Here is a 19,490-nt window from a genome sequence, read left to right as displayed (position 1 = left end):
GCATCCAGTACGCCGTGGCCTCTCGGCCCAACACCGGTTCTCCGGAATACTGGGTCGCCCGCCTTCGCGGGTGACGACAAGCGGCGAGCGTGGCGGCAACCGCCCTTGACAATTATTTTAAGTATAAAATAATATCCGACTTCGGCTCGCCGGAAGACGTTGCCCCGGCCCGCCGAAGCCAACGGGAGATCGCCATGCGGATCGTTTGCATTGGAGGCGGGCCGGCCGGGCTGTATTTCGGCATCCTGATGAAGATGCTGGATCCCGCGCACGTCATTTCCGTGGTCGAGCGCAACCGGCCCTACGACACGTTCGGATTCGGCGTGGTGTTCTCCGACGCCACCATGGACAACATGCGCAAGTGGGATCCGGTCACCGCTGACACGATCGAGCAGGCCTTCAATCACTGGGATGACATCGAGGTCCTGATCAAGGGCCGGCGCATGCGGACGACAGGCCACGGCTTCGTCGGCATCGGGCGCAAGCACCTGCTCAACATCCTGCAGGCGCGGGCCGAGCGACTCGGCGTCGAACTGATCTTCGAGCGCGAGGTCAATTCCGATCTCGAGTTCCCCGACGCCGATCTGATCGTCGCCTGCGACGGCGTGAACTCGAAGATCCGCACCAAGTATGCCGAGACCTTCCAGCCGGACATGCTGATGCGGCCGAACCGCTATATCTGGCTCGGCACCAACAGGCCGTTCGACGCCTTCACCTTCGACTTTCGCAAGACCGAGCATGGCTGGTTCCAGGCGCATATCTACAAATTCGAGGAGGGCGCGGCGACCTTCATCGTCGAGACCACCGAGGAGGCGTATCTCGCCCACGGCCTCGACAAGATGGACCAGGATGCCTCGATCGCATTCTGCGAGAACGTGTTCGCCGAAATCCTCGAGGGGCATCACCTGATCTCCAACGCACGCCATTTGCGCGGCTCAGCCTGGCTGTCGTTCCCGCGGCTGATCTGCGGCAAGTGGACCGGCTTCAACGGCAACAGCCATGTCGTGCTGATGGGCGATGCCGCGCACACTGCGCATTTCGCGATCGGCTCGGGCACCAAGCTCGCGCTGGAGGATGCGATCGAGCTGACCAACCAGTTCAAGACACACGGCGCTGTGAAGGAGAACATTCCCGCGGTGCTGGCTGGCTATGAGGCACTGCGCCGGGTCGACGTGGCGCGGATCCAGAACGCCGCACGCAACGCGATGGAATGGTTCGAGGTGGTCGGCTCGCGCTATGCCGACACGCTGGAGCCGGAGCAGTTTATGTATTCGCTGCTGACCCGCTCGCAGCGCATCAGCCACGAGAATCTGCGCCTGCGCGACAAGGTATGGCTCGAAGGCTATGAGCGCTGGTTCGCCGAGCGCAGCGGACTACCCGCGACCAACGACCGCGTCACGCCGCCGATGCTGACGCCGTTCCGCATCCGCGGGCTGTCGCTCAGCAATCGCATCATCGTCTCGCCGATGGCGATGTACTCGGCGGAAGAGGGCGTGCCCAACGACTTCCATCTGGTGCATTTCGGCTCCCGCGCGCTCGGCGGCGCCGGCCTCATGTTCACCGAGATGACCTGCGTCTCGCCGGAGGCGCGGATCACGCCCGGATGCTGCGGGCTGTGGAACGACGCGCAGGCGCTAGCCTACAAGCGCATTGTTGATTTCGTGCACCGCAATTCGCAAGCCAAGATCGGCATCCAGCTCGGCCATGCCGGCCGCAAGGGCTCGACCCGCGTCGCGTGGGAAGGGATGGACGAGCCGCTGCCCGATCACAACTGGCCGGTGGTGTCGGCCTCGTCAGTTCCCTATCTGCCCGACGGCCAGGTGCCCGAGCCGATGACGCGTGTCGAGATGGACGAGGTGCGCGAACAATTCGTCGCCGCCGCCAGACGTGCCGCCAAGGTCGGCTTCGATATCCTGGAGCTGCACTGCGCCCACGGCTATCTGCTGTCGAGCTTCCTGTCGCCGCTGACCAATCGCCGTACCGACGCATATGGCGGATCGATCGCAAATCGCGCGCGTTATCCGCTCGAGGTGTTCCGCGCCATCCGCGACGTGTGGCCCGAGGACAAGCCGATGTCGGTCCGACTGTCTTGTCACGACTGGGCCGAGGGTGGCAACACGCCGGAGGATGCGCTGGAATTCGCAAAGCTGTTCAAGGACGCAGGCGCGGACCTGATCGATTGCTCGTCGGGCCAGGTCTGGGCTGACGACCATCCGGTCTACGGCCGGCTTTACCAGACGCCGTTCGCCGACAAGATCCGCAACGAGGTCGGTATCGCCACCATTGCGGTCGGCGCGATCTCGGAAGCCGACCACGCCAACTCGATCATCGCCGCCGGCCGCGCCGATCTCTGCGCCATCGCGCGGCCGCATCTGGCCGATCCGGCCTGGACGTTGCACGAGGCCGCGAAGATCGGGGTGAAGTCGGTTCCCTGGCCGAAGCAGTATCTGTCGGGCAGGTCGCAATATGAGGCCAATCTCGAACGCGCGGCCGCGGGAGCGAAAGCATGACGCGGGTCTGGCCCAACGCCCACGCGTTTATCACCGGCGCCGGTTCCGGCATCGGCGCCGCCACGGCAATAGCGCTCGCCAAGGCCGGCGTGCGCGTCAGCGTCGCCGGACGCCGGATGGAGGCGCTGAAGGCGACCGCGGCCTTGCTCGGCGATCGTGCCGGCGCGGTCGTTGCGATCGATGTCACCGACGCGGCCGCCGTGACCAAAGGTGTCGCGCAGATCGAAGCCGAGGCGGGGCCGATCGACATCCTCGTCAACAACGCCGGCAGGGCCTCCAGCGCGCCGTTCGACAAGACCGATACGGCGCTATGGTCGGACATGCTGGCGAGTAATCTCTCCAGCGTGTTCCTGGTGACGCACGCTGTGCTGCCTGGCATGGCGCAGCGCGGGCGCGGGCGCGTGATCAACGTCGCCTCGACCGCCGGCCTCACCGGTTACGCCTATGTCTCGGCCTATGTCGCCGCCAAGCACGGCGTCGTCGGCCTGACGCGTGCTTTGGCGCTGGAGTATGCGCGGCGCGGCGTCACCGTGAACGCGGTCTGCCCTGGCTATACGGACACGCCGTTGGTGGCGGATGCCGCCGCCAACATCGTCGCCAAGACCGGGCGCAGCGAGCGGGAGGCGCGCGCGGCGCTGGCGAAGGTTAACCCAATGCAGCGGCTGGTGACGCCGGAGGAGGTGGCCGATGCCATTCTCTGGCTCGCCTCCGAAGGTGCATCGTCGATCAACGGACAAGCCGTCGCGGTGGCCGGCGGCGAAGTCCTTACCGGGTAAAAGGAACACGTCATGTCCGAGATGAAAGCAAAGCTCCGTCCGTTCAAGGATTACCCGGCGAAGCACTTCCGCTGGTCGACGGATGCGACCGGCCGCGTCGCGACGATTACGCTGAACCGCCCCGACAAGAAGAATCCGCTGACGTTCGAGTCCTACGAGGAGCTGCGCGACCTCTTCACCGATCTCAAATATGCCTCCGACGTGCGCGCGATTGTGCTGACGGGGGCCGAAGGCAATTTCTGCTCCGGCGGCGACGTGTTCGAGATCATCGAGCCGCTGACGCGAATGGCGATGCCGGATTTGCTCGCCTTCACGCGGATGACCGGCGAGGTGGTGCGGGCGATGCGCAAATGCCCACAAATCGTCGTTGCTGCAATCGACGGCATCTGCGCGGGCGCCGGTGCGATGCTGGCGCTCGCCTCCGACCTCCGCCTGACGACGCCGCAGGCCAAGACCGCGTTCCTGTTCACCCGGGTCGGCCTCGCCGGCGCCGATATGGGCGCCTGCGGACTGCTGCCGCGCGTGATCGGGCAGGGCCGCGCCGCCGATCTGCTCTACACGGGACGCGCGATGAGCGCGGAAGAGGGACTCGCCTGGGGCTTCCACAACCGTCTGGTGCCGGCCGCCGAGCTTTCCGCCGCCGCGCACGAGCTGGCGCGCTCGCTCGCGGATGGGCCGTGGTTCGCGCATGGCGTGACCAAGACCATGTTCAACCAGGAATGGGCGATGGGCGTCGACGAGATGATCGAGTCGGAAGCGCAAGCGCAGGCGATCTGCATGGTGACCGGCGACTTCCGCCGCGCCTTCGACGCATTCGCCGCCAAGCAGAAGCCGGCCTTCGAGGGCAATTGAGATGAGCGAGATCCTGCAACCGGACGGATGGGCAAAGCCGGTCGGCTACGCCAATGGCATGGCCGCGCGCGGCAAACAGATCTTCATCGCCGGCCAGATCGGCTGGAACGGGCAATGCGTGTTCGAGAGCGACGACCTGGTCGCGCAGATCGGCCAGACCTTGCGCAATATCGTCGCAATCGCCGCCGCCGGCGGGGCCGGGCCGGAGCACATTGTGTCGATGACCTGGTTCCTGCTCGACCGCAAGGAGTATTCCGCGCGGCTGAAGGAGATCGGCGTGGTCTATCGCGACGTCATGGGCCGGCGCTTTCCGGCGATGACGGCGATCCAGGTCGCCGGCCTGATCGAGGACCGCGCCAAGGTGGAAATCCAGGCAATCGCAGTGGTGCCGGATTAAAGGACGCACGATCGAGCCAACCCGGTCACCCTGAAGGAGTGCGGGACGCGCGTCTCGAAGGGTGAGCGGCCCGACCGGTGGCCGTTGTGCTTCGAGACGGCCGCTCCGCGGCCTCCTCAGCATGACGGGGATAGCGTGCTGCGACAATGTTAATCCTAAGCCAAAACAGCGCCAGCGGGTCAGAGGTTGAGGCAACAAAGCCGCTTGCGGCTGGATAGTGCGGCGTGCGACCCTGAGGACAAATGTAAGACGTCCTGTGTTCGAGTGGAGTAAGGGACGATGAAGGCGATAATCGTCGGAGGCGGAATTGGAGGCCTCACCACCGCGCTGATGCTGCGTTCACGCGGCATCCAATGCGAGCTCTACGAACAGTCTGACACCATCCGCGAGCTCGGCGTCGGCATCAACACGCTGCCGCATGCGATCCGCGAGCTGGCCGGGCTCGGCCTGCTGGATCGACTCGACGAGGTTGCGATCCGCACCTTTGAGCTGTTCTATCTGACGCGGCATGGCCAGCAGGTCTGGCACGAGAAGCGCGGGCTCGATGCCGGCCACGACGTGCCGCAATTCTCGATCCATCGCGGCCGGCTGCAGGGCGTGATCCATCAGGCGGTGATCGAACGCCTCGGTGCGGATGCGATCCACACCGGGTGCCGGCTCGGTTCGTTCACGCAGGATGAAGGCGGCGTCTCGGCCCACTTCTTCGATCGTACTGGCTGCCATGTCCACACCGCGCGCGGCGACATCCTGATCGGCGCCGACGGCATTCATTCCAAGGTACGGGAGACGCTGTTTCCGGGTGAAGGCGGCCCCTGCTGGAACGGCCTCATGCTGTGGCGGGGCGCCACCGATTGGCCAGCCTTCCTGACCGGACGCTCGATGATCATCGCCGGCGGGTTGAACGCCAAGGCCGTGATCTATCCGATCGCGCCGGGCTCGAGCCCGGCAAGCCGGCTGACCAACTGGGCGGTACTGGTGCGGATCGGCGACGGCTCCTCGCCGCCGCCGCGCCGCGAGGGCTGGTCCAACCTCGGCCGGCGCGAGGAGATGATGCCCTATGTCACGAGCTTCACGATCCCGCAGGTCGATTTCACCGGCTTGATCAACGCGACGCCGGAGTTCTGGGAGTATCCGTGCTGCGACCGCGATCCGCTGCCCTATTGGTCCAGCGGCCGGGTCACGCTGCTCGGCGATGCCGCGCATCCGATGTATCCGGTCGGCTCGAACGGCGCGTCGCAGGCCATCCTCGATGCGCGCTGCCTCGCCGACACGCTGGCGCGGGCGGAGCATCCGCGCCAGGCGCTGGTCGCCTATGAGCGGCAGCGCCTGCCGATGACCGCCGATGTCGTCGCCTCCAACCGCCGCGGCGGGCCGGAGGGCGTGATCGACGCGGTCGAACAGCTTGCGCCGCAGGGCTTCACCGACGTCGACACCATCCTCAGCTATGAGGCGCGCGAAGCGATCGTGCGCGGCTATGCCGCGAAGGCCGGCTTCGCCGCGCGCGTGGTGGCGCGGCAATAGGAGTCGCTGCTGAAAAGGAGGATACGTCCGACCCGAGTCGAGACCATTGCCCCTCATGGTGAGGAGGCGCACAAGCGCCGTCTCGAACCATGTGGCCCCACTGGGGGCCTCATCCTTCGAGACGCGCGTTCCGCGCTCCTCAGGATGAGGGGAGAGAGTGGGGGACGGATGCTACGCCGCCGGAGGCGGCGGCAGGAAGTGGATGTTGTATTCGGCGGCGAGCCGCACCACGTCATCCGGATTCTGCTCCCTCATGTTGTGGATCGCCCAGAACAGGTCGTAGAGCCGCTTCGTCGGCGACACCCAGAACAGCGTCTTGGCCGGCTGCTGCGACTTGTTGAAGATGCCGTGCGGCTTACCCATCGGCAGGCGCACGAGATCACCAGGCGTTGCGGACTCGTCGGCGCCGTCGAGCATGAAATCGAGCTTGCCCTCGAGGATGTAGAGGTACTCGTCCTGATCGGGATGGATATGCGGCGGAACGAAGGTGCCGGGCGGGAAGGTCGCATGCCAGGAGAATGAATGCTCGGAGCGGCTCTTCGGCACGTAAGTCTGGCCGAGGATGCTCCAGGAGATACCCTGGATCCCCTCGTTGGCGCGGGTGATGCCGGCGATCTCGTCTTTCATGGTCATGCATGCTCCTGCGATTTACTTGGCCGCGCAGTCCTTGGCGTAGCGGTCGCCGTAGTTCGAGAACACCTTTTCGACGATCTCGGTCTGGAATTTGCCGTCCGGACGCTTCGCCACCTTGGTGAGGTAGAAATCCTGGATCGGATAGCCGTTGTTGTTGAATTTGAAGTTACCGCGCAGCGAGGTGAAGTCGGCCTTCTTCAGCGCGGCCGCGACCGCCTCCTTGTTGGAGAGGTTGCCCTTCACCGCCTTGACCGCGCTGTCGATCAGCATCGCAGCGTCATAGGCCTGCATGGCATAGGTGCCGGGCACGCCGTTATAGGCCGCCTCATAGGCCGCAACGAACTTCTTGCTCTGCGGATTGTCGAGATCAGGCGCCCAGTTCGCGCCGCCGAACATGCCGACTGCGGCGTCCTGCTGGGCGGGCAGGGTGGATTCGTCGACCGTGAAGGCGGAGAGCACGGGCACGGTGGCGCCGGCCTGCTTGTATTGCTTGACCAGGTTCACGCCCATGCCACCCGGCATAAAGGTGAACAGTGCATCCGGCTTCAGCGAGGCAATCTTGGAGAGTTCGGGCTGGAAATCCAGCGTGTTCAGCGGCGTGTAGGATTCCTCGACGATCTCACCCTTGTAGTCGAGCTTGAAACCGGCCACGGAGTCGCGGCCGGCCTGATAGTTCGGCACCAGCAGATAGACGCGCTTGTAGCCGCGATCCTGCGCGACCTTGCCGAGAACCTCGTGCACCTGGTCATTCTGATACGACGTCACATAGAAGAACGGATTGCACTCCTTGCCGGCATAGCTCGATGGGCCGGCATTCGGGCTGATCAGGAAGGTCTTGCTGTCGGTGACCGGGCGATGGATCGCCAGCAGGATGTTGGAGAAGATCGGGCCGACCACGAAGTCGACCTTGTCGCGCTCGAGCAGGCCACGCACCTTCGTTACCGCGGCATCCGGCTTCAGCTCGTCGTCGGCGTTGATGACCTCGATGTCGCGGCCCGCCATCTTGCCGCCTAGGTCCTTGATGGCGAGTGCAAAGCCGTCGCGCACCTGTTGACCGAGCGCAGCCGCCGGGCCCGAGGTCGTCACCAGCACGCCGATCTTGATCTTGCCCTGGCTGCTGTCTTGCGCCGCCGCCGGAGCGATCGCGAGTCCCAGTATCGCTGCCAGTCCCGCCAACCTCGTCAGCCGTTTCATGTCGCTCCCCCAATCGTTGCCGCCTTGCTTGGGCGTCAGCTTATTCTGCCGAGCGCGATCGCTGCAAGCGATGTGGCATTGCGTCCGGACGGTCACGCAGCATGCAAGGGTCGCGCCAATTGCTTGAAGTCTAAAGAAATTGCAGGGTTGAGCCGACCAGATCGCGTCGATTCGCAATTGTCCTTGCGGCCCGCCGCGAATTGCTTGAAGCTCAAAACAATCAGTCCGATCCGGACCCCGCCGCGGAGGCGCGATCGCCGCATGAATCTCGATTCCGAAACCAAAGCCGTCGAACTGCCAGACGATCACGGCACCGAGCTGCGGCTGTGGCTCCGGCTTCTGACCTGCACCACGCTCATCGAAGGCGAGGTGCGCAGCCGCTTACGTGAGCGGTTCGACGTGACGCTGCCGCGCTTCGACCTGATGGCCCAGCTCGACAAGGTACAGGATGGCATGACGCTGTCGGACCTGTCGAAGCGGATGATGGTCTCCAACGGCAACGTCACCGGCCTGGTCGAGCGCCTGGTCGAGTCCGGCCATCTCGATCGCCGGACCTCGGAAACAGACCGCCGCGTGCAGTTCATCCGGCTGACGAAGCTCGGCCGCGCCGAGTTCCGCAAGATGGCCGCCGAGCACGAGAAATGGATCGCCGATGTCTTTGGCGACCTGTCGCCGAAGGACATGCGCGAGCTGATGCGGCTGCTCGCCAAGGCCAAGGGCTCGGCGCAGCGCGCCGCCAAGGCAAGGACGAGCTAGCCGTGGCCGAGATCGATTACGAGGTGGAATACAACAATCGCGCGCGGGTACCGGAGAACCCGGCACTGATGGCCGGCTGGGCGCGCGATTCCGCGGCCTATCGCGAGCAGCACCGGCCGCGACGGCTCACCTATGGTCCCGGCAGTCGCAACATTATCGACCTGTTCGAAGGCGATCGCGATGGCCCGCTGGTCGTCTTCATCCATGGCGGCTACTGGCAAGCGCTCGATGGCTCATCATCGAGCCACTGCGCGCGGGGACTGAATGCGCACGGGGTCAGCGTCGCGGTGCCGACTTATGACCTCTGCCCCAATGTTACGGTTGGCGACATCATCGGCCAGATGCGCGCGGCATCGCGGGAGCTGGCGAAGCTCGGCCGACCGCTCGTCGTCAGCGGGCATTCGGCGGGCGGACACCTTGCCGCCTGCATGCTGGCGACCGATTGGCCGGCTTATGACGCGTCGCTGCCGCGCAATCTGGTCAGGGCTGCTTACGCGATCTCGGGTCTGTTCGAGCTCGAACCGCTGGTCGGCACCTCTGTCAACAAGGCGCTCGGCCTCGACCGCGCCGCTGCACAGGCGGCGAGCCCGCTGTTCTGGACGCCGCCGGCAGGGCGGACGCTTGACGCGGTCGTCGGCGGCAATGAGAGCGCCGAGTACCACCGGCAGAGCCGCATGATCACTGACGTCTGGGGCAAAGCCGGCGTCGCAACGCAATTTGGCCTTATACCCGATGCCAATCATTTCACTGCCATAGCACCACTTGCCGATCCGGATTCCCGGATGGTGCTGCGGCTGAAGGAGCTCACACTGATCTGAGGCCGCGGGGGTGCGTCGATTCCACTCTTGCGTCGAATTATTTTAAGTATAAAATAACTCGCGCTGGAACGCTGCCGGGCGTCCTCGATATTGATCTTCTCGATGTTGGTCTTGGTCTTTCTGGATGGAAAGCAAGGGGCAATCGAATGTCAGGTGAAATTCCCGGACTTGGCCCGTCGGGGCACGTTGACGATTTCGCACGGCGCAACCTGCCGCCGTTCCACCAATGGCCGAAGCTGCTGCTCGATCGGCCTGAGTTCACGTATCCCGACTATCTCAACGCCGCGGTCGAATTGACCGACCGCATCGTCGAGCAGGGCATGGGCGATCGCATCGCGCTGATCGGCAACGGCCGCCAGCGCACCTACAAGGAGTTGACCGACTGGTCGAACCGCCTGGCACATGCGCTGGTGGAGAATTACGGCGTCAAGCCGGGCAATCGCGTCCTGATCCGCTCGGGTAACAATCCGGCGCTGGTGGCGGCCTGGCTTGCCGCGACCAAGGCCGGCGCGGTCGTCGTCAACACGATGCCGATGCTGCGCGCGGGTGAGCTGACCAAGATCGTCGACAAGGCCGAGATCTCGCTGGCGCTGACCGACAGCCGTATCGCGGATGAGCTGGTCGCCTGCGCCAAGACCAGCAAATTCCTGAAGCAGGTCGTCAACTTCGACGGCACGCAGAACCATGACGCCGAGCTCGACCGGATCGCGCTGAACAAGCCGGTGAAGTTCGATGCGGTGAAGACCGGCCGCGACGATGTGGCGCTGCTCGGATTCACGTCGGGCACAACGGGCGAGCCGAAGGCGACGATGCATTTCCATCGCGATCTCCTGATCGTCGCGGATGGCTATGCGAAGGAAGTACTCGAGGTGACGCCGGACGATGTGTTCGTCGGCTCGCCGCCGCTCGCCTTCACCTTTGGCCTCGGCGGCCTCGCCATCTTCCCGCTGCGCTTCGGCGCCACCGCGACGCTGCTGGAGAATGCGGCGCCGGGCGAGATGATCAAGATCATCGAAAATTTCAAGGCGACGATCTGCTTCACGGCGCCGACGGCCTATCGCGCCATGATGGCCGCGATGGACAAGGGCGCCGACCTGTCGTCGCTGCGGCTCGCAGTCTCGGCGGGCGAAACGCTGCCGGCGCCGGTGTTCGAGAACTGGACGAGGAAGACCGGAAAGCCGATCCTCGACGGCATCGGCAGCACAGAATTGTTGCACATTTTCATCACCAACCGCGTCGGCAGCGCGGTGGGAGGGACGACCGGCCATCCGGTCACCGGCTATGAGGCCAAGATCGTCGACGAGATTATGAACGAAGTGCCGCCGGGGACGGTCGGCAAGCTCGCGGTTCGCGGGCCGACGGGCTGTCGTTATCTCGCCGACGAAAGGCAGACCAACTATGTCCGCGACGGCTGGAACGTCACCGGCGACGCCTTCGTCAGCGACGAGAATGGCCGGCTGTCGTTCGTGGCGCGCGCCGACGACATGATCATCTCGGCGGGCTACAACATTGCCGGTCCTGAGGTCGAGGCGGCGCTGCTCGGACATCCCGACGTCGCGGAGTGCGCGGTGATCGGCGCGCCGGATGCTGAGCGCGGCCAGATTGTCTCGGCCTTCGTGGTGTTGAAACCCGGCGCGCGGGACGACGATCTCGAGATCAAGCTGTTGCAGGATCACGTGAAGGCGACGATCGCGCCCTACAAATATCCCCGTGCGATCTCCTTCGTCGAAGCGCTGCCGAAGACGCAGACCGGGAAGATCCAGCGCTTCAAGCTGCGCGAGGCGGTTTGAGAGAAGGACGACGGCGCGAGGCGGCCGTCACTCTGGAAGGTCAATGCGCCGCGCCGCCTCCGGCCGCGCCCTTCGGCCTGCCGGTCAGCAGAATAGCGATCGCGGCGAGCACCAGCACGATGCCGATCACGGCGAAGGTATCGCTGAAGCCGAGCACCAGCGCCTGGCGCTTCACGATATTGCCGAGCGCGATGATCGCCTGCTGATGCGCGGTGGCGGGGTCGGTGACGCCGTGGCCGAGGAAATAGTTCGTGACCTCGGCGATCCTCGAGCGCACTTCCTCGCGGCCGAGGTCGACGGATTGGCCGATGATGTTGGAGTGGAACTGCTCGCGCTTGGTCACGATGGTGGCGAGCAGGGCGGTGCCGATCGCGCCGCCGAGGTTGCGCATCATGTTGGAGATGCCGGAGGCTGCGGCGGCGTCCTGCGGCGCAACGCTGCCGAGGCTGACGGCGGAGAGAGGCGCCAGCATGATTGCCTGGCCGACGGCGCGGACGATGTTCGGAACGAAGAACTGGTCGCCGGAGTAATCGAGCGACATCGAGATGTTCATGAAAGAGCTCACCGCAAACAGCATCATGCCGGTGAAGGCGATGAAGCGGGCATCGTAGCGCTTCATCAGGATCGGGACCAGCGGGATCAGGATGAGCTGCGGCAATCCGGTCCAGGCCAGCACCTGGCCGATCTGCTCGGCGTTATAGCGCTGCACCTGGCCGAGATAGGCGGGCAGCAGGTAGACCGAGCCGAACAGCGCGAAGCCGACGAACACCGCCGAGATGGTGCCGAAGCCGAAGCTGCGCTGGGTCAAGAGCCGCAGCCGGATCAGCGGCTTCTCCACGACGAGCTCGATCCAGACGAACAGGCTGAGGGAGATGGCAGCAATCACCGCGAGGCGGACGATGAAGGGTGAGCCGAACCAGTCATCCTTGTTGCCTTCCTCCAGCACCGCCTGCAGCGCCGAGAAGCCGATCGCCATCGTCACGATGCCGAGCCAGTCGCCTTCGCGCAGCAGCTTGAGCTGCATCGGCTGCCTTTCTAGCGTGAAATAGAGGATGATGACCATCACTGCGGTCGGGATCACGTTGACGAAGAAGATGGTCTGCCAGCCGTAATTCTCGGTGAGATAGCCGCCGATGGTCGGGCCGATCGCCGGCGCAAAGGTTACGGCGAGCGAGAACATCGCAAGCCCGATCGGTTGCTGGGGCTTCGGCAACTTGGTGAAGACGAGCGTGAAAGCCATCGGGATCAGCACGCCGCCGAAGAAGCCCTGCAGGCCGCGCATCGCGATCATCGACGGCAGATCGTGGGTGAAGGCGCAGGCGACCGAGAACACCGCGAACAGCGTGGCGTGGCCGATCATGATGTTGCGGAAGGAGAACACGCGGCTGAGATAGTCGGTGAGCGGGATCACCACGATCTCGCCGATCAGGTACGACGTCGAGATCCAGGAGCCGTTGTCGACGCCGGTGCCGATGCCGCCCTCGATGTTGAGCAGCGAGGCGTTGGTGATCTGGATGTTCAGGATCGCCATGAAGGCGCCGATCATCGCCGCGAACACGGAAATCCACACCGCCGCGCTGGCGCGGTCGGGATCGACCGCTACGGCTGTGGCGCGTTGGGAGGCCGCCGGCGACGAGAGCGCGAGATCGGACATGGCATCACCTATTTGAAGGAGGCGACAGCGGCTTTCGGAGTTGAGTTCGCGTGCGAGGCGGGGGCCGGACGCGACAGCGTCGCGATGGTCGGGATCACCGACATGCCGGGCCGTAATTCGACGGAGGTGGCGTCGAGCGCTATCTTGACGGGAATGCGCTGCACCACCTTGGTGAAGTTGCCGGTCGCGTTGTCCGGCGGTAGCAGGGCGAACTCCTGACCGCTCGCAGGCGCGAGACTGTCGACGTGACCGCGCACGACCCGCCCGGGGAACATGTCGACGGCGATCTCCACCGCCTGGCCCTTGCGGACATCGGTGAGCTGCGTCTCCTTGAAGTTCGCGATTACATAGGCGCCGGTGGCGGGGACCAGCGACATCAATTGCGTGCCGGCCTGGACGAACTGGCCGGTGCGCAGCGTGCGGTTGCCGACGACGCCGTCGATCGGCGCGACGATCGTGGTGTAGCCGAGATTGAGCTCGGCCTGATGCTGGAGCGCGCTCGCTCGTTCCTGCGCCGCGATCGCCTGCGCGATCTCGGCCTTGAGCAGCTCCACCTGACGCAGTGCGGAGGCGAGGTTGGCCGTATCGCGGGCAATGGCGGCCTGCGCGCTGGCATAACGCGACTGCGCCTGCTGCGCATTCTGCACGCTGCCGAAGCCGGTGCCGGCGAGGTCGGTGTAGCGCTTGTTCTCCTGCGCGGCGAAGGTTTGCGCGGCGGTGTCGACCGCAAGCGTGGCGCGGGCCGCTTCGATCACGGACTGTTGCACGTCGAGCTGGGCGTGCTTGCTGGTGACGGCGGCTTCCGCGGCGGCGACATCGGCCTTGGCCTGATCGAGCGCGACCTTGAAGTCGCGGTCGTCGATCCGTGCCAGCACCTGGCCGGCATGCACATGCTCGTTGTCGCCGACCAGCACGTTGCTGAGATAGCCGGAGACCTTCGGCGCGATCGCGGTATTGTCAGCCTTCACGTAGGCATCGTCGGTGGAGACCAGAAAGCGGCCGACGGTCCAGTAGTCCCAGGCGTACCAGGCTGCGCCCGCAAGCACAGCGGCCGCCGCTCCCGCAAGAAGCAGGCGGCGCAGCTTACCCTTCGGGGCGGCGGGCGTCGTCGGCTCAGGATTTGCGATCAACTGCTTGGCAGTCTCGGCCGGAACCTGGCTCTCGGCCTTGAATGACGTTTCATGCTGACTCATGGCAGGTGCTCGTGATCGTTATATCCCTTTGGAAAGTCTCAATATTTCTCGTGACCGGCCATTGGGTTAATTAGGAAACTTGATGTTTTCCAAAATAGAGCCCATATTGGGACTGTCAATGGAATGACAGACATCATCTAAAAGCATGGCTCGGATCGGCGGATGAGCGTGAAAGATAAAGGTCAGGCAGAGGGAAGCGCGCCGGAGCGGCGCGGCCGCGGGCGGCCGCAGCTTCGCTCCGACGATGAAACACGCGCCGTGATCTATGAGGCTGCACGTCACGAATTCGCTGAGCGCGGGTTCGCCGCGACGAATATTGCCGACGTGGCTTGCCGCGCCGGCGTATCCACGAAGACGCTGTATCGTCTGATCCCGACCAAGCTGGCGCTGTTCGAGGGCATGGTGACGGATCGGATGGACCGGTTCGTCTCCATCGTGAATCTTGGCGCGTGTGATGGTCGAGATATTCACTCGGCATTGGAGACCGCGCTCCTGACCTGCGCCGATCTCGTGCTGGCGGCCGAGGTCATTGCGATCCAGCGCATCATTCTCGCCGAGGGCGACAAGTTTCCGGACCTCGCCGGGATGTTCTACGAAAAGGCCATGCAGCGCACGGTTGGCGTGCTGGCTTCGTGGCTTGGTGTCCAGCAGAAGCGAGGACGGGTCGTTCTCGATGATGTTCAGGCCGCCGCAGGCATGCTGCTCGGCATGTTCATCTTCCAGCCGCAGCGCGACGTGATGTTCGGACATAAGCCGGTGCCGCCACACAGCGAGATCGAAGCGCGTGCCAAGGCCTGTGCGACGCTGTTCCTGTCGGGATGCGCCACGCGTACCGACGGGGCTGGCAAGAAGAGTGGGGAGGCATGATGCCGCGGCGTCTATTCCCTCTACGGCCTGCTTGGAAGCGCCTGCAAGATCCAAAGCCGTTCGAGCTTTGGGCCTAAGAGGCTGCGCTATTTGCCAGCCGCTGACGCAGGCGGTTGCGCCAGGACCTGCCGGATCATGCGCGCGAGATCGGATTTGCGATAGGGCTTGGGCAGCAGCGTCACGTCGGGGTCGAGGCGGCCGTGATGAAAGATCGCGTCCTCGGTGTAACCGGACGTGAAGAGCACTCGCACCGACGGCAGCCTGGCGATGACGGCATCGGCGACCTGCCGGCCGTTCATGCCGCCGGACATGATGACGTCGGTGAAGAGTAAGTCGCAGACGAATCCCTTGTCGATCGCGGCCAATGCTTCCGGGCCGTTGGCGGTGACCACGGTGCGGTAGCCGAGTTGCTCGAGCTGGGCGCTGACGTAATTGCGGACCAGAGGATCGTCCTCGACCACGAGGATGGATTCGCTGCCGCCCCGCCCGTCGACCACGGCAGGCGGCTCGGCCTCGACCACGTCTCCGCTGCTGCGCGGAAGATAGAGCTTGATCGAGGTGCCATGGCCCTCTTCGGAATAGATCTTGAGGTGACCGTTGGACTGCTTGATGAACCCATAGACCATGCTGAGGCCAAGGCCGGTGCCCTTGCCGGTGTCTTTGGTGGTGAAGAACGGCTCGAACACCTTCTCGCGGATCGTCTCGGGAATCCCATCGCCGGTGTCGCTGACGGCGACCATCACATATTCGCCCGGTGTCACCTCCGGATTGGCGGCGGCATAGGTCTCATCGAGCACGACATTGCCGGTCTCGATCATCAGCTTGCCGCCCTCGGGCATCGCATCGCGTGCGTTGACCGCGAGATTGAGCAGCGCGGTCGCCATGTGGTTGGGGTCGATGAAGGCCGTCCAGGCGTCGGGTTCGAGCGACGTCTCGATCTCGATCTGCTCGCCGAGCGAGGGACGCAGCAATCGCGCGGTGTCCTGCACCAATGTATTGAGGTCCGCTTCCCTCGGTTGCAGCGGCTGCTGTCGCGAGAAGGCGAGGAGGTGCTTGGTTACTTCCGCGCCGCGCGAGGCCGCATCGCTGATCATCTTGGTGACCGACGACAGCGCGGCATCGTGCGCCACGGCGTCGGCAAGGATGTCGATCAGGCCGGTGATGACGGTCAGGATGTTGTTGAAGTCGTGCGCGATGCCGCCGGTGAGGTGCCCCACCGCTTCCATCTTCTGCACCTGGCGCAGTTTCTGCTCGGCCTCGAGCTGTTCCTTGGCGGCCTCGACTTCGCGCGCGCGCATGAAGATTTCGGCTTCCATCTGCTCGGTGCGCTCGCGCAGCCGATCCGCCATCCTGTCCTGTTCAGCGCCGCGGCGCTTCAGATGGATGAATTCGGTGACGTCCTCGACCCGGTGGATGATGTAAGCGAGCTGTCCGCCCTGTCCGAGCACCGGCGAGTTGCGCGGGCTCCAGAAGCGCTCCTCAAATCCGCCGCCTTCAGAATCGGGTTTGCGGATGTCGTATTTCTGCACCGACATGGTGTCGGCTCGCCTGTACTGGACCACACGCTCAAGCGACGCCCGCAGGTTCCGCACGCCGTCGGCCGTCGGATCGTCAGGATTATCAGGGAATATCTCGAACAGTTCGTGCCCGAGGATCGAAGCGCGCTCGGTCTTCGTGGCGCGTAGATAGGCGTCGCTCGCCGCCACTATACGAAAGTCGGGTGGAGTCAGCACCAGATAGAGGCCGGGTGCCGCCTCGAACAACGCCTTGAAGTCAGGCATCGGCGGGGACGGGGTCTGCAGGTTCATCCTCCCTCGCAGGGATATGGAGCTGTGCGCGTTCCGCAGCCAAGATGTCGCATGCGCTCCAGTCGAGCGCAATGACCAAGGTGTGGTACCACCTTGACTTTTTTCGACTAACCGCGCTCGGCCCACCGCCGGTAAGGTTAAGACGACGATTGCATTTGTGTCGGACCAGCGGGCTTGTGACGCATTTGCCGCACGCCCGGCGCAATCGACCGCCGCCCGTTCCGCGCTACTTGCCATGGCAACCATCGCGCGAGCGGTGCGTCCGCCGACCCGCATGCTGCACGCAAAACTCGAACTCTTGGATCGCTTCTAAGAGCTCTTCTATTAGAGAAATCTTCATCCCTCGCGTAAGCCGCAGCGGTGGCACGCCGAACGTGAAATCGCGCGCCATGGGACTCCGTTGCAGTTGGGCAGGGCGCGTTGAAATACTCACAGTTATTGGGAATCGCCGCGTCGGCGACCGCATTGGCATTGGTGCCGCATTCATCCTTGGCGCAGGGGACGACGACGTCGACGCAGCAATCCGGCGCACAGGCGCTGCCGCCCGTCGTGGTTGCATCTCCCCAAGCGCATCGGCGAACGACCACTGCGGCACCACGTCGCATCCAGCGCGCTACGCAACCGGTCGCGGCGCAAAAGCCTCCGCCGGTTCGCAACGTCGGCTTGGTCGAGAGTCCGCTCGGTCCGATCCAGGGCTATGTCGCTCACCGCAGCTCGTCCGGAACCAAAACCAACACGCCGATCATGGAGACACCGCAGTCGGTGTCCGTGATCGGCAGCGAGCAGATCCGCGACCAGAAGCCCAACAAGTTCGACGAGACGCTGCGTTATTCGGCCGGCGTGCTGGCCGGCACGTTCGGCGCCGACACACGCAATGACTGGTTCCTGATCCGCGGCTTCAAGTCCGATGACGTCGGCCTGTTCCTCGACGGAATGCAGCTCTTCTACACGTCCTATGCGAGCTGGAAGTTGCAGCCGTTCAATCTCGAGCGTGTCGAGGTGCTGCGCGGTCCCTCGGCGGTGCTCTATGGCGGCTCCAGTCCGAGCGGCATCGTCAACGCGATCAGCAAGATGCCGCCGGCCGAGCCGATCCGCTACATCGAGACCGGCGTCAACAATTTCGGCAATGCCTATCTCGGCTTCGATGTCGGCGGGCCGGTCGCGACGCCGCAGCAGGACGGCAAGCTGTTCTATCGCGTGGTGGGCCAGGTTCAGAATGGCGCGACCCAGGTCAACTTCACGCCCGACAACAACTACTTCATCGCGCCGTCGGTGACCTACAAGCCGGATGCCGACACCACCTTCACCGTGCTCGCCTCCGCCTCGCGTAATGAAACGCGCGGTATCAACTTCCTGCCCTATGCCGGCACCGTCGTTAACGCGCCGTTCGGCCGGATTCCGACCAGCCTGTTCGTCGGCGATCCCTCGATCGACACATTCACGCGCGAGCAGGAGATGCTCGGCTATCAGTTCGAGCGCAATCTCTCCGACAACGTCACGTTCCGTCAGAATGCCCGCTTCGCGCATGTCGATGTGACCTATCGGGGCTTGGTCGGCAACGGTTATACCGACATCGCAGCGGGCGATCTCGGGCGCTACAATTGGTATGCGAAGGACACGGCCAATCAGGCCAATCTCGACAACCAACTCGAATATCGCTTCGGCACCGGCCCTGTGCAGCACACGATGCTGTTCGGGCTCGACCTCCGAGACTACCGGATCGATGACTACCAGAACTTCCAGTTTGGCACGACGCCGTCGCTCAACGTGTTCAACCCGGTCTACGGCCTCGGAAGCCTGCCGTTGACGAGCGCACCGTTCCGCAATTACCTGATCACGCAGGAGCAACTCGGCACCTATTTGCAGGACCAGATGAAGCTTGGTCGCTTCACGCTGGTGCTCAGTGGCCGCAACGACTGGGTCTCGACCAGCCAGGGTGACCGGCCGAGCGGCGTCACGCTATTCAATCGCGAGGACAGCAAGTTCAGCGGCCGTGCCGGGCTGATCTACAATTTCGACAACGGCGTCGCGCCCTATGTATCCTATGCGACAAGCTACAATCCGGTGATCGGCCTCAACGCCTCGAACCAACTGTTGCTGCCGGAGACCGGCCAGCAGACCGAGGTCGGCGTCAAGGTCGAACCGAAGGGCTTCGACGGCCATTTCACCTTTGCCTGGTTCGATCTGAAGCGTCAGAATGCGCTGACGACCGATCCGAACAATCCGCTGTTGCAGAACCAGACCGGCGAGGTCACCTCGCGTGGCTTCGAGGTCGAAGCGGTCGCAAATCCGTTGCCCGGCCTGAAGCTGATCGGCGCTCTCACGACCTACGATCTCTTCACCAGCAAGGATCTCAACCCGGCCCTGATCGGCAAGACTCCGACCAACACGCCGCAGCAGATGGCGTCGCTCTGGGCCGACTACACCATCCAGCAGGGCCCGTTGACGGGCTTCGGCTTCGGCGGCGGCGTGCGCTATGTCGGGTCGTCGTTCGCTGATCAGGCGAACACGCTCGAGGTTCCCTCGGTGGTGCTCGGAGACGCCGCGATCCACTATGAATGGCAGGGCTGGCGCGCCGCGCTGAACGTCATCAATATCGCCGACACCACCTATGTCGCCAGTTGCTCGTCGACGACGTCCTGCTTCTACGGCGACCGGCGGCGCATCACCGCGAGCTTGGGTTACAAATGGTGACGGGGAGGAACGACTGAGGGCGCGAAC

15 protein-coding genes are annotated in these 19,490 nt (G+C 64.2%); 10 read left to right on the top strand and 5 right to left on the bottom strand.

What is annotated here, in order from left to right; translation table 11 throughout:
- The first annotated feature begins 194 nt into the window (after positions 1 to 194).
- The 5 genes from P6U25_RS24070 to P6U25_RS24050 all read left to right on the top strand — a co-directional run bounded on the left by P6U25_RS24070 (position 195) and on the right by P6U25_RS24050 (position 6,056).
- Positions 195 to 2,510, top strand: coding sequence for a bifunctional salicylyl-CoA 5-hydroxylase/oxidoreductase (locus P6U25_RS24070; RefSeq protein ID WP_407147250.1), 2,316 nt, complete (start codon positions 195 to 197; stop codon positions 2,508 to 2,510).
- Positions 2,507 to 3,286, top strand: coding sequence for an SDR family NAD(P)-dependent oxidoreductase (locus P6U25_RS24065; protein WP_407147249.1), 780 nt, complete (start codon positions 2,507 to 2,509; stop codon positions 3,284 to 3,286). Before P6U25_RS24070 ends, P6U25_RS24065 begins: the two co-directional genes overlap by 4 nt.
- A gap of 12 nt (positions 3,287 to 3,298) precedes the next feature.
- On the top strand, positions 3,299 to 4,138 hold the full coding sequence (locus P6U25_RS24060) for an enoyl-CoA hydratase family protein (protein WP_407147248.1): 840 nt from the start codon (positions 3,299 to 3,301) through the stop codon (positions 4,136 to 4,138).
- A 1-nt stretch (position 4,139) separates the two neighbouring features.
- On the top strand, positions 4,140 to 4,535 hold the full coding sequence (locus tag P6U25_RS24055; RefSeq protein WP_407147247.1) for a RidA family protein: 396 nt from the start codon (positions 4,140 to 4,142) through the stop codon (positions 4,533 to 4,535).
- A gap of 279 nt (positions 4,536 to 4,814) precedes the next feature.
- Positions 4,815 to 6,056, top strand: a complete 1,242-nt coding sequence (locus P6U25_RS24050) for a flavin-dependent oxidoreductase (RefSeq protein ID WP_407147246.1) — start codon at positions 4,815 to 4,817, stop codon at positions 6,054 to 6,056.
- 171 nt (positions 6,057 to 6,227) lie between these two features.
- On the opposite strand, the gene P6U25_RS24045 is transcribed toward P6U25_RS24050, so the two are convergent.
- Both P6U25_RS24045 and P6U25_RS24040 read right to left on the bottom strand, forming a co-directional pair.
- Positions 6,228 to 6,683 (bottom strand): cupin domain-containing protein, encoded by a 456-nt coding sequence (locus P6U25_RS24045; protein WP_407152597.1) that lies wholly within the window; start codon positions 6,681 to 6,683, stop codon positions 6,228 to 6,230.
- A gap of 21 nt (positions 6,684 to 6,704) precedes the next feature.
- Positions 6,705 to 7,883, bottom strand: coding sequence for an ABC transporter substrate-binding protein (locus P6U25_RS24040; protein WP_407147245.1), 1,179 nt, complete (start codon positions 7,881 to 7,883; stop codon positions 6,705 to 6,707).
- Between the two features lie 261 nt (positions 7,884 to 8,144).
- Between P6U25_RS24040 and P6U25_RS24035 the strand changes: the two genes are divergently transcribed.
- From P6U25_RS24035 to P6U25_RS24025, 3 genes are all read left to right on the top strand, one after another.
- Positions 8,145 to 8,639 carry a MarR family winged helix-turn-helix transcriptional regulator gene (locus P6U25_RS24035; RefSeq protein WP_407147244.1) on the top strand — a complete coding sequence of 165 codons (495 nt, stop codon included), beginning with the start codon at positions 8,145 to 8,147 and terminating at the stop codon, positions 8,637 to 8,639.
- Positions 8,640 to 8,641: 2 nt separating this feature from the next.
- Complete coding sequence (locus tag P6U25_RS24030) at positions 8,642 to 9,457, top strand: alpha/beta hydrolase (RefSeq protein WP_407147243.1); 816 nt, start codon at positions 8,642 to 8,644, stop codon at positions 9,455 to 9,457.
- 146 nt (positions 9,458 to 9,603) lie between these two features.
- Positions 9,604 to 11,247: an AMP-binding protein gene (locus P6U25_RS24025; RefSeq protein ID WP_407147242.1), complete on the top strand. Its 1,644-nt coding sequence runs from the start codon at positions 9,604 to 9,606 to the stop codon at positions 11,245 to 11,247.
- A gap of 40 nt (positions 11,248 to 11,287) precedes the next feature.
- Here the strand turns inward: P6U25_RS24025 and P6U25_RS24020 are convergent, their stop codons facing one another.
- Entirely contained in the window at positions 11,288 to 12,901 is a 1,614-nt protein-coding gene (locus tag P6U25_RS24020; protein WP_407147241.1) for a DHA2 family efflux MFS transporter permease subunit, read from the bottom strand.
- Between the two features lie 8 nt (positions 12,902 to 12,909).
- Positions 12,910 to 14,094 (bottom strand): HlyD family secretion protein, encoded by a 1,185-nt coding sequence (locus tag P6U25_RS24015; protein WP_407147240.1) that lies wholly within the window; start codon positions 14,092 to 14,094, stop codon positions 12,910 to 12,912.
- A gap of 162 nt (positions 14,095 to 14,256) precedes the next feature.
- Here P6U25_RS24015 and P6U25_RS24010 point away from each other — a divergent pair, with 162 nt between their 5' ends.
- On the top strand, positions 14,257 to 14,961 hold the full coding sequence (locus P6U25_RS24010; protein ID WP_407147239.1) for a TetR/AcrR family transcriptional regulator: 705 nt from the start codon (positions 14,257 to 14,259) through the stop codon (positions 14,959 to 14,961).
- 86 nt (positions 14,962 to 15,047) lie between these two features.
- Here P6U25_RS24010 and P6U25_RS24005 read toward each other — a convergent pair whose 3' ends face one another.
- Entirely contained in the window at positions 15,048 to 16,769 is a 1,722-nt protein-coding gene (locus P6U25_RS24005; RefSeq protein ID WP_407147238.1) for an ATP-binding protein, read from the bottom strand.
- A 438-nt stretch (positions 16,770 to 17,207) separates the two neighbouring features.
- Between P6U25_RS24005 and P6U25_RS24000 the strand changes: the two genes are divergently transcribed.
- A complete protein-coding gene (locus P6U25_RS24000; protein ID WP_407152596.1) occupies positions 17,208 to 19,463 on the top strand; it encodes a TonB-dependent siderophore receptor in 2,256 nt (751 codons plus the stop codon).
- Positions 19,464 to 19,490: the final 27 nt, after the last annotated feature.

The sequence above is a fragment of the Bradyrhizobium sp. ORS 86 genome, from assembly GCF_045571475.1.
GTDB lineage: Bacteria > Pseudomonadota > Alphaproteobacteria > Rhizobiales > Xanthobacteraceae > Bradyrhizobium.
Note: the sequence above shows the minus strand (reverse complement) of the source record. Positions and strands in the feature narration are given on the sequence as shown.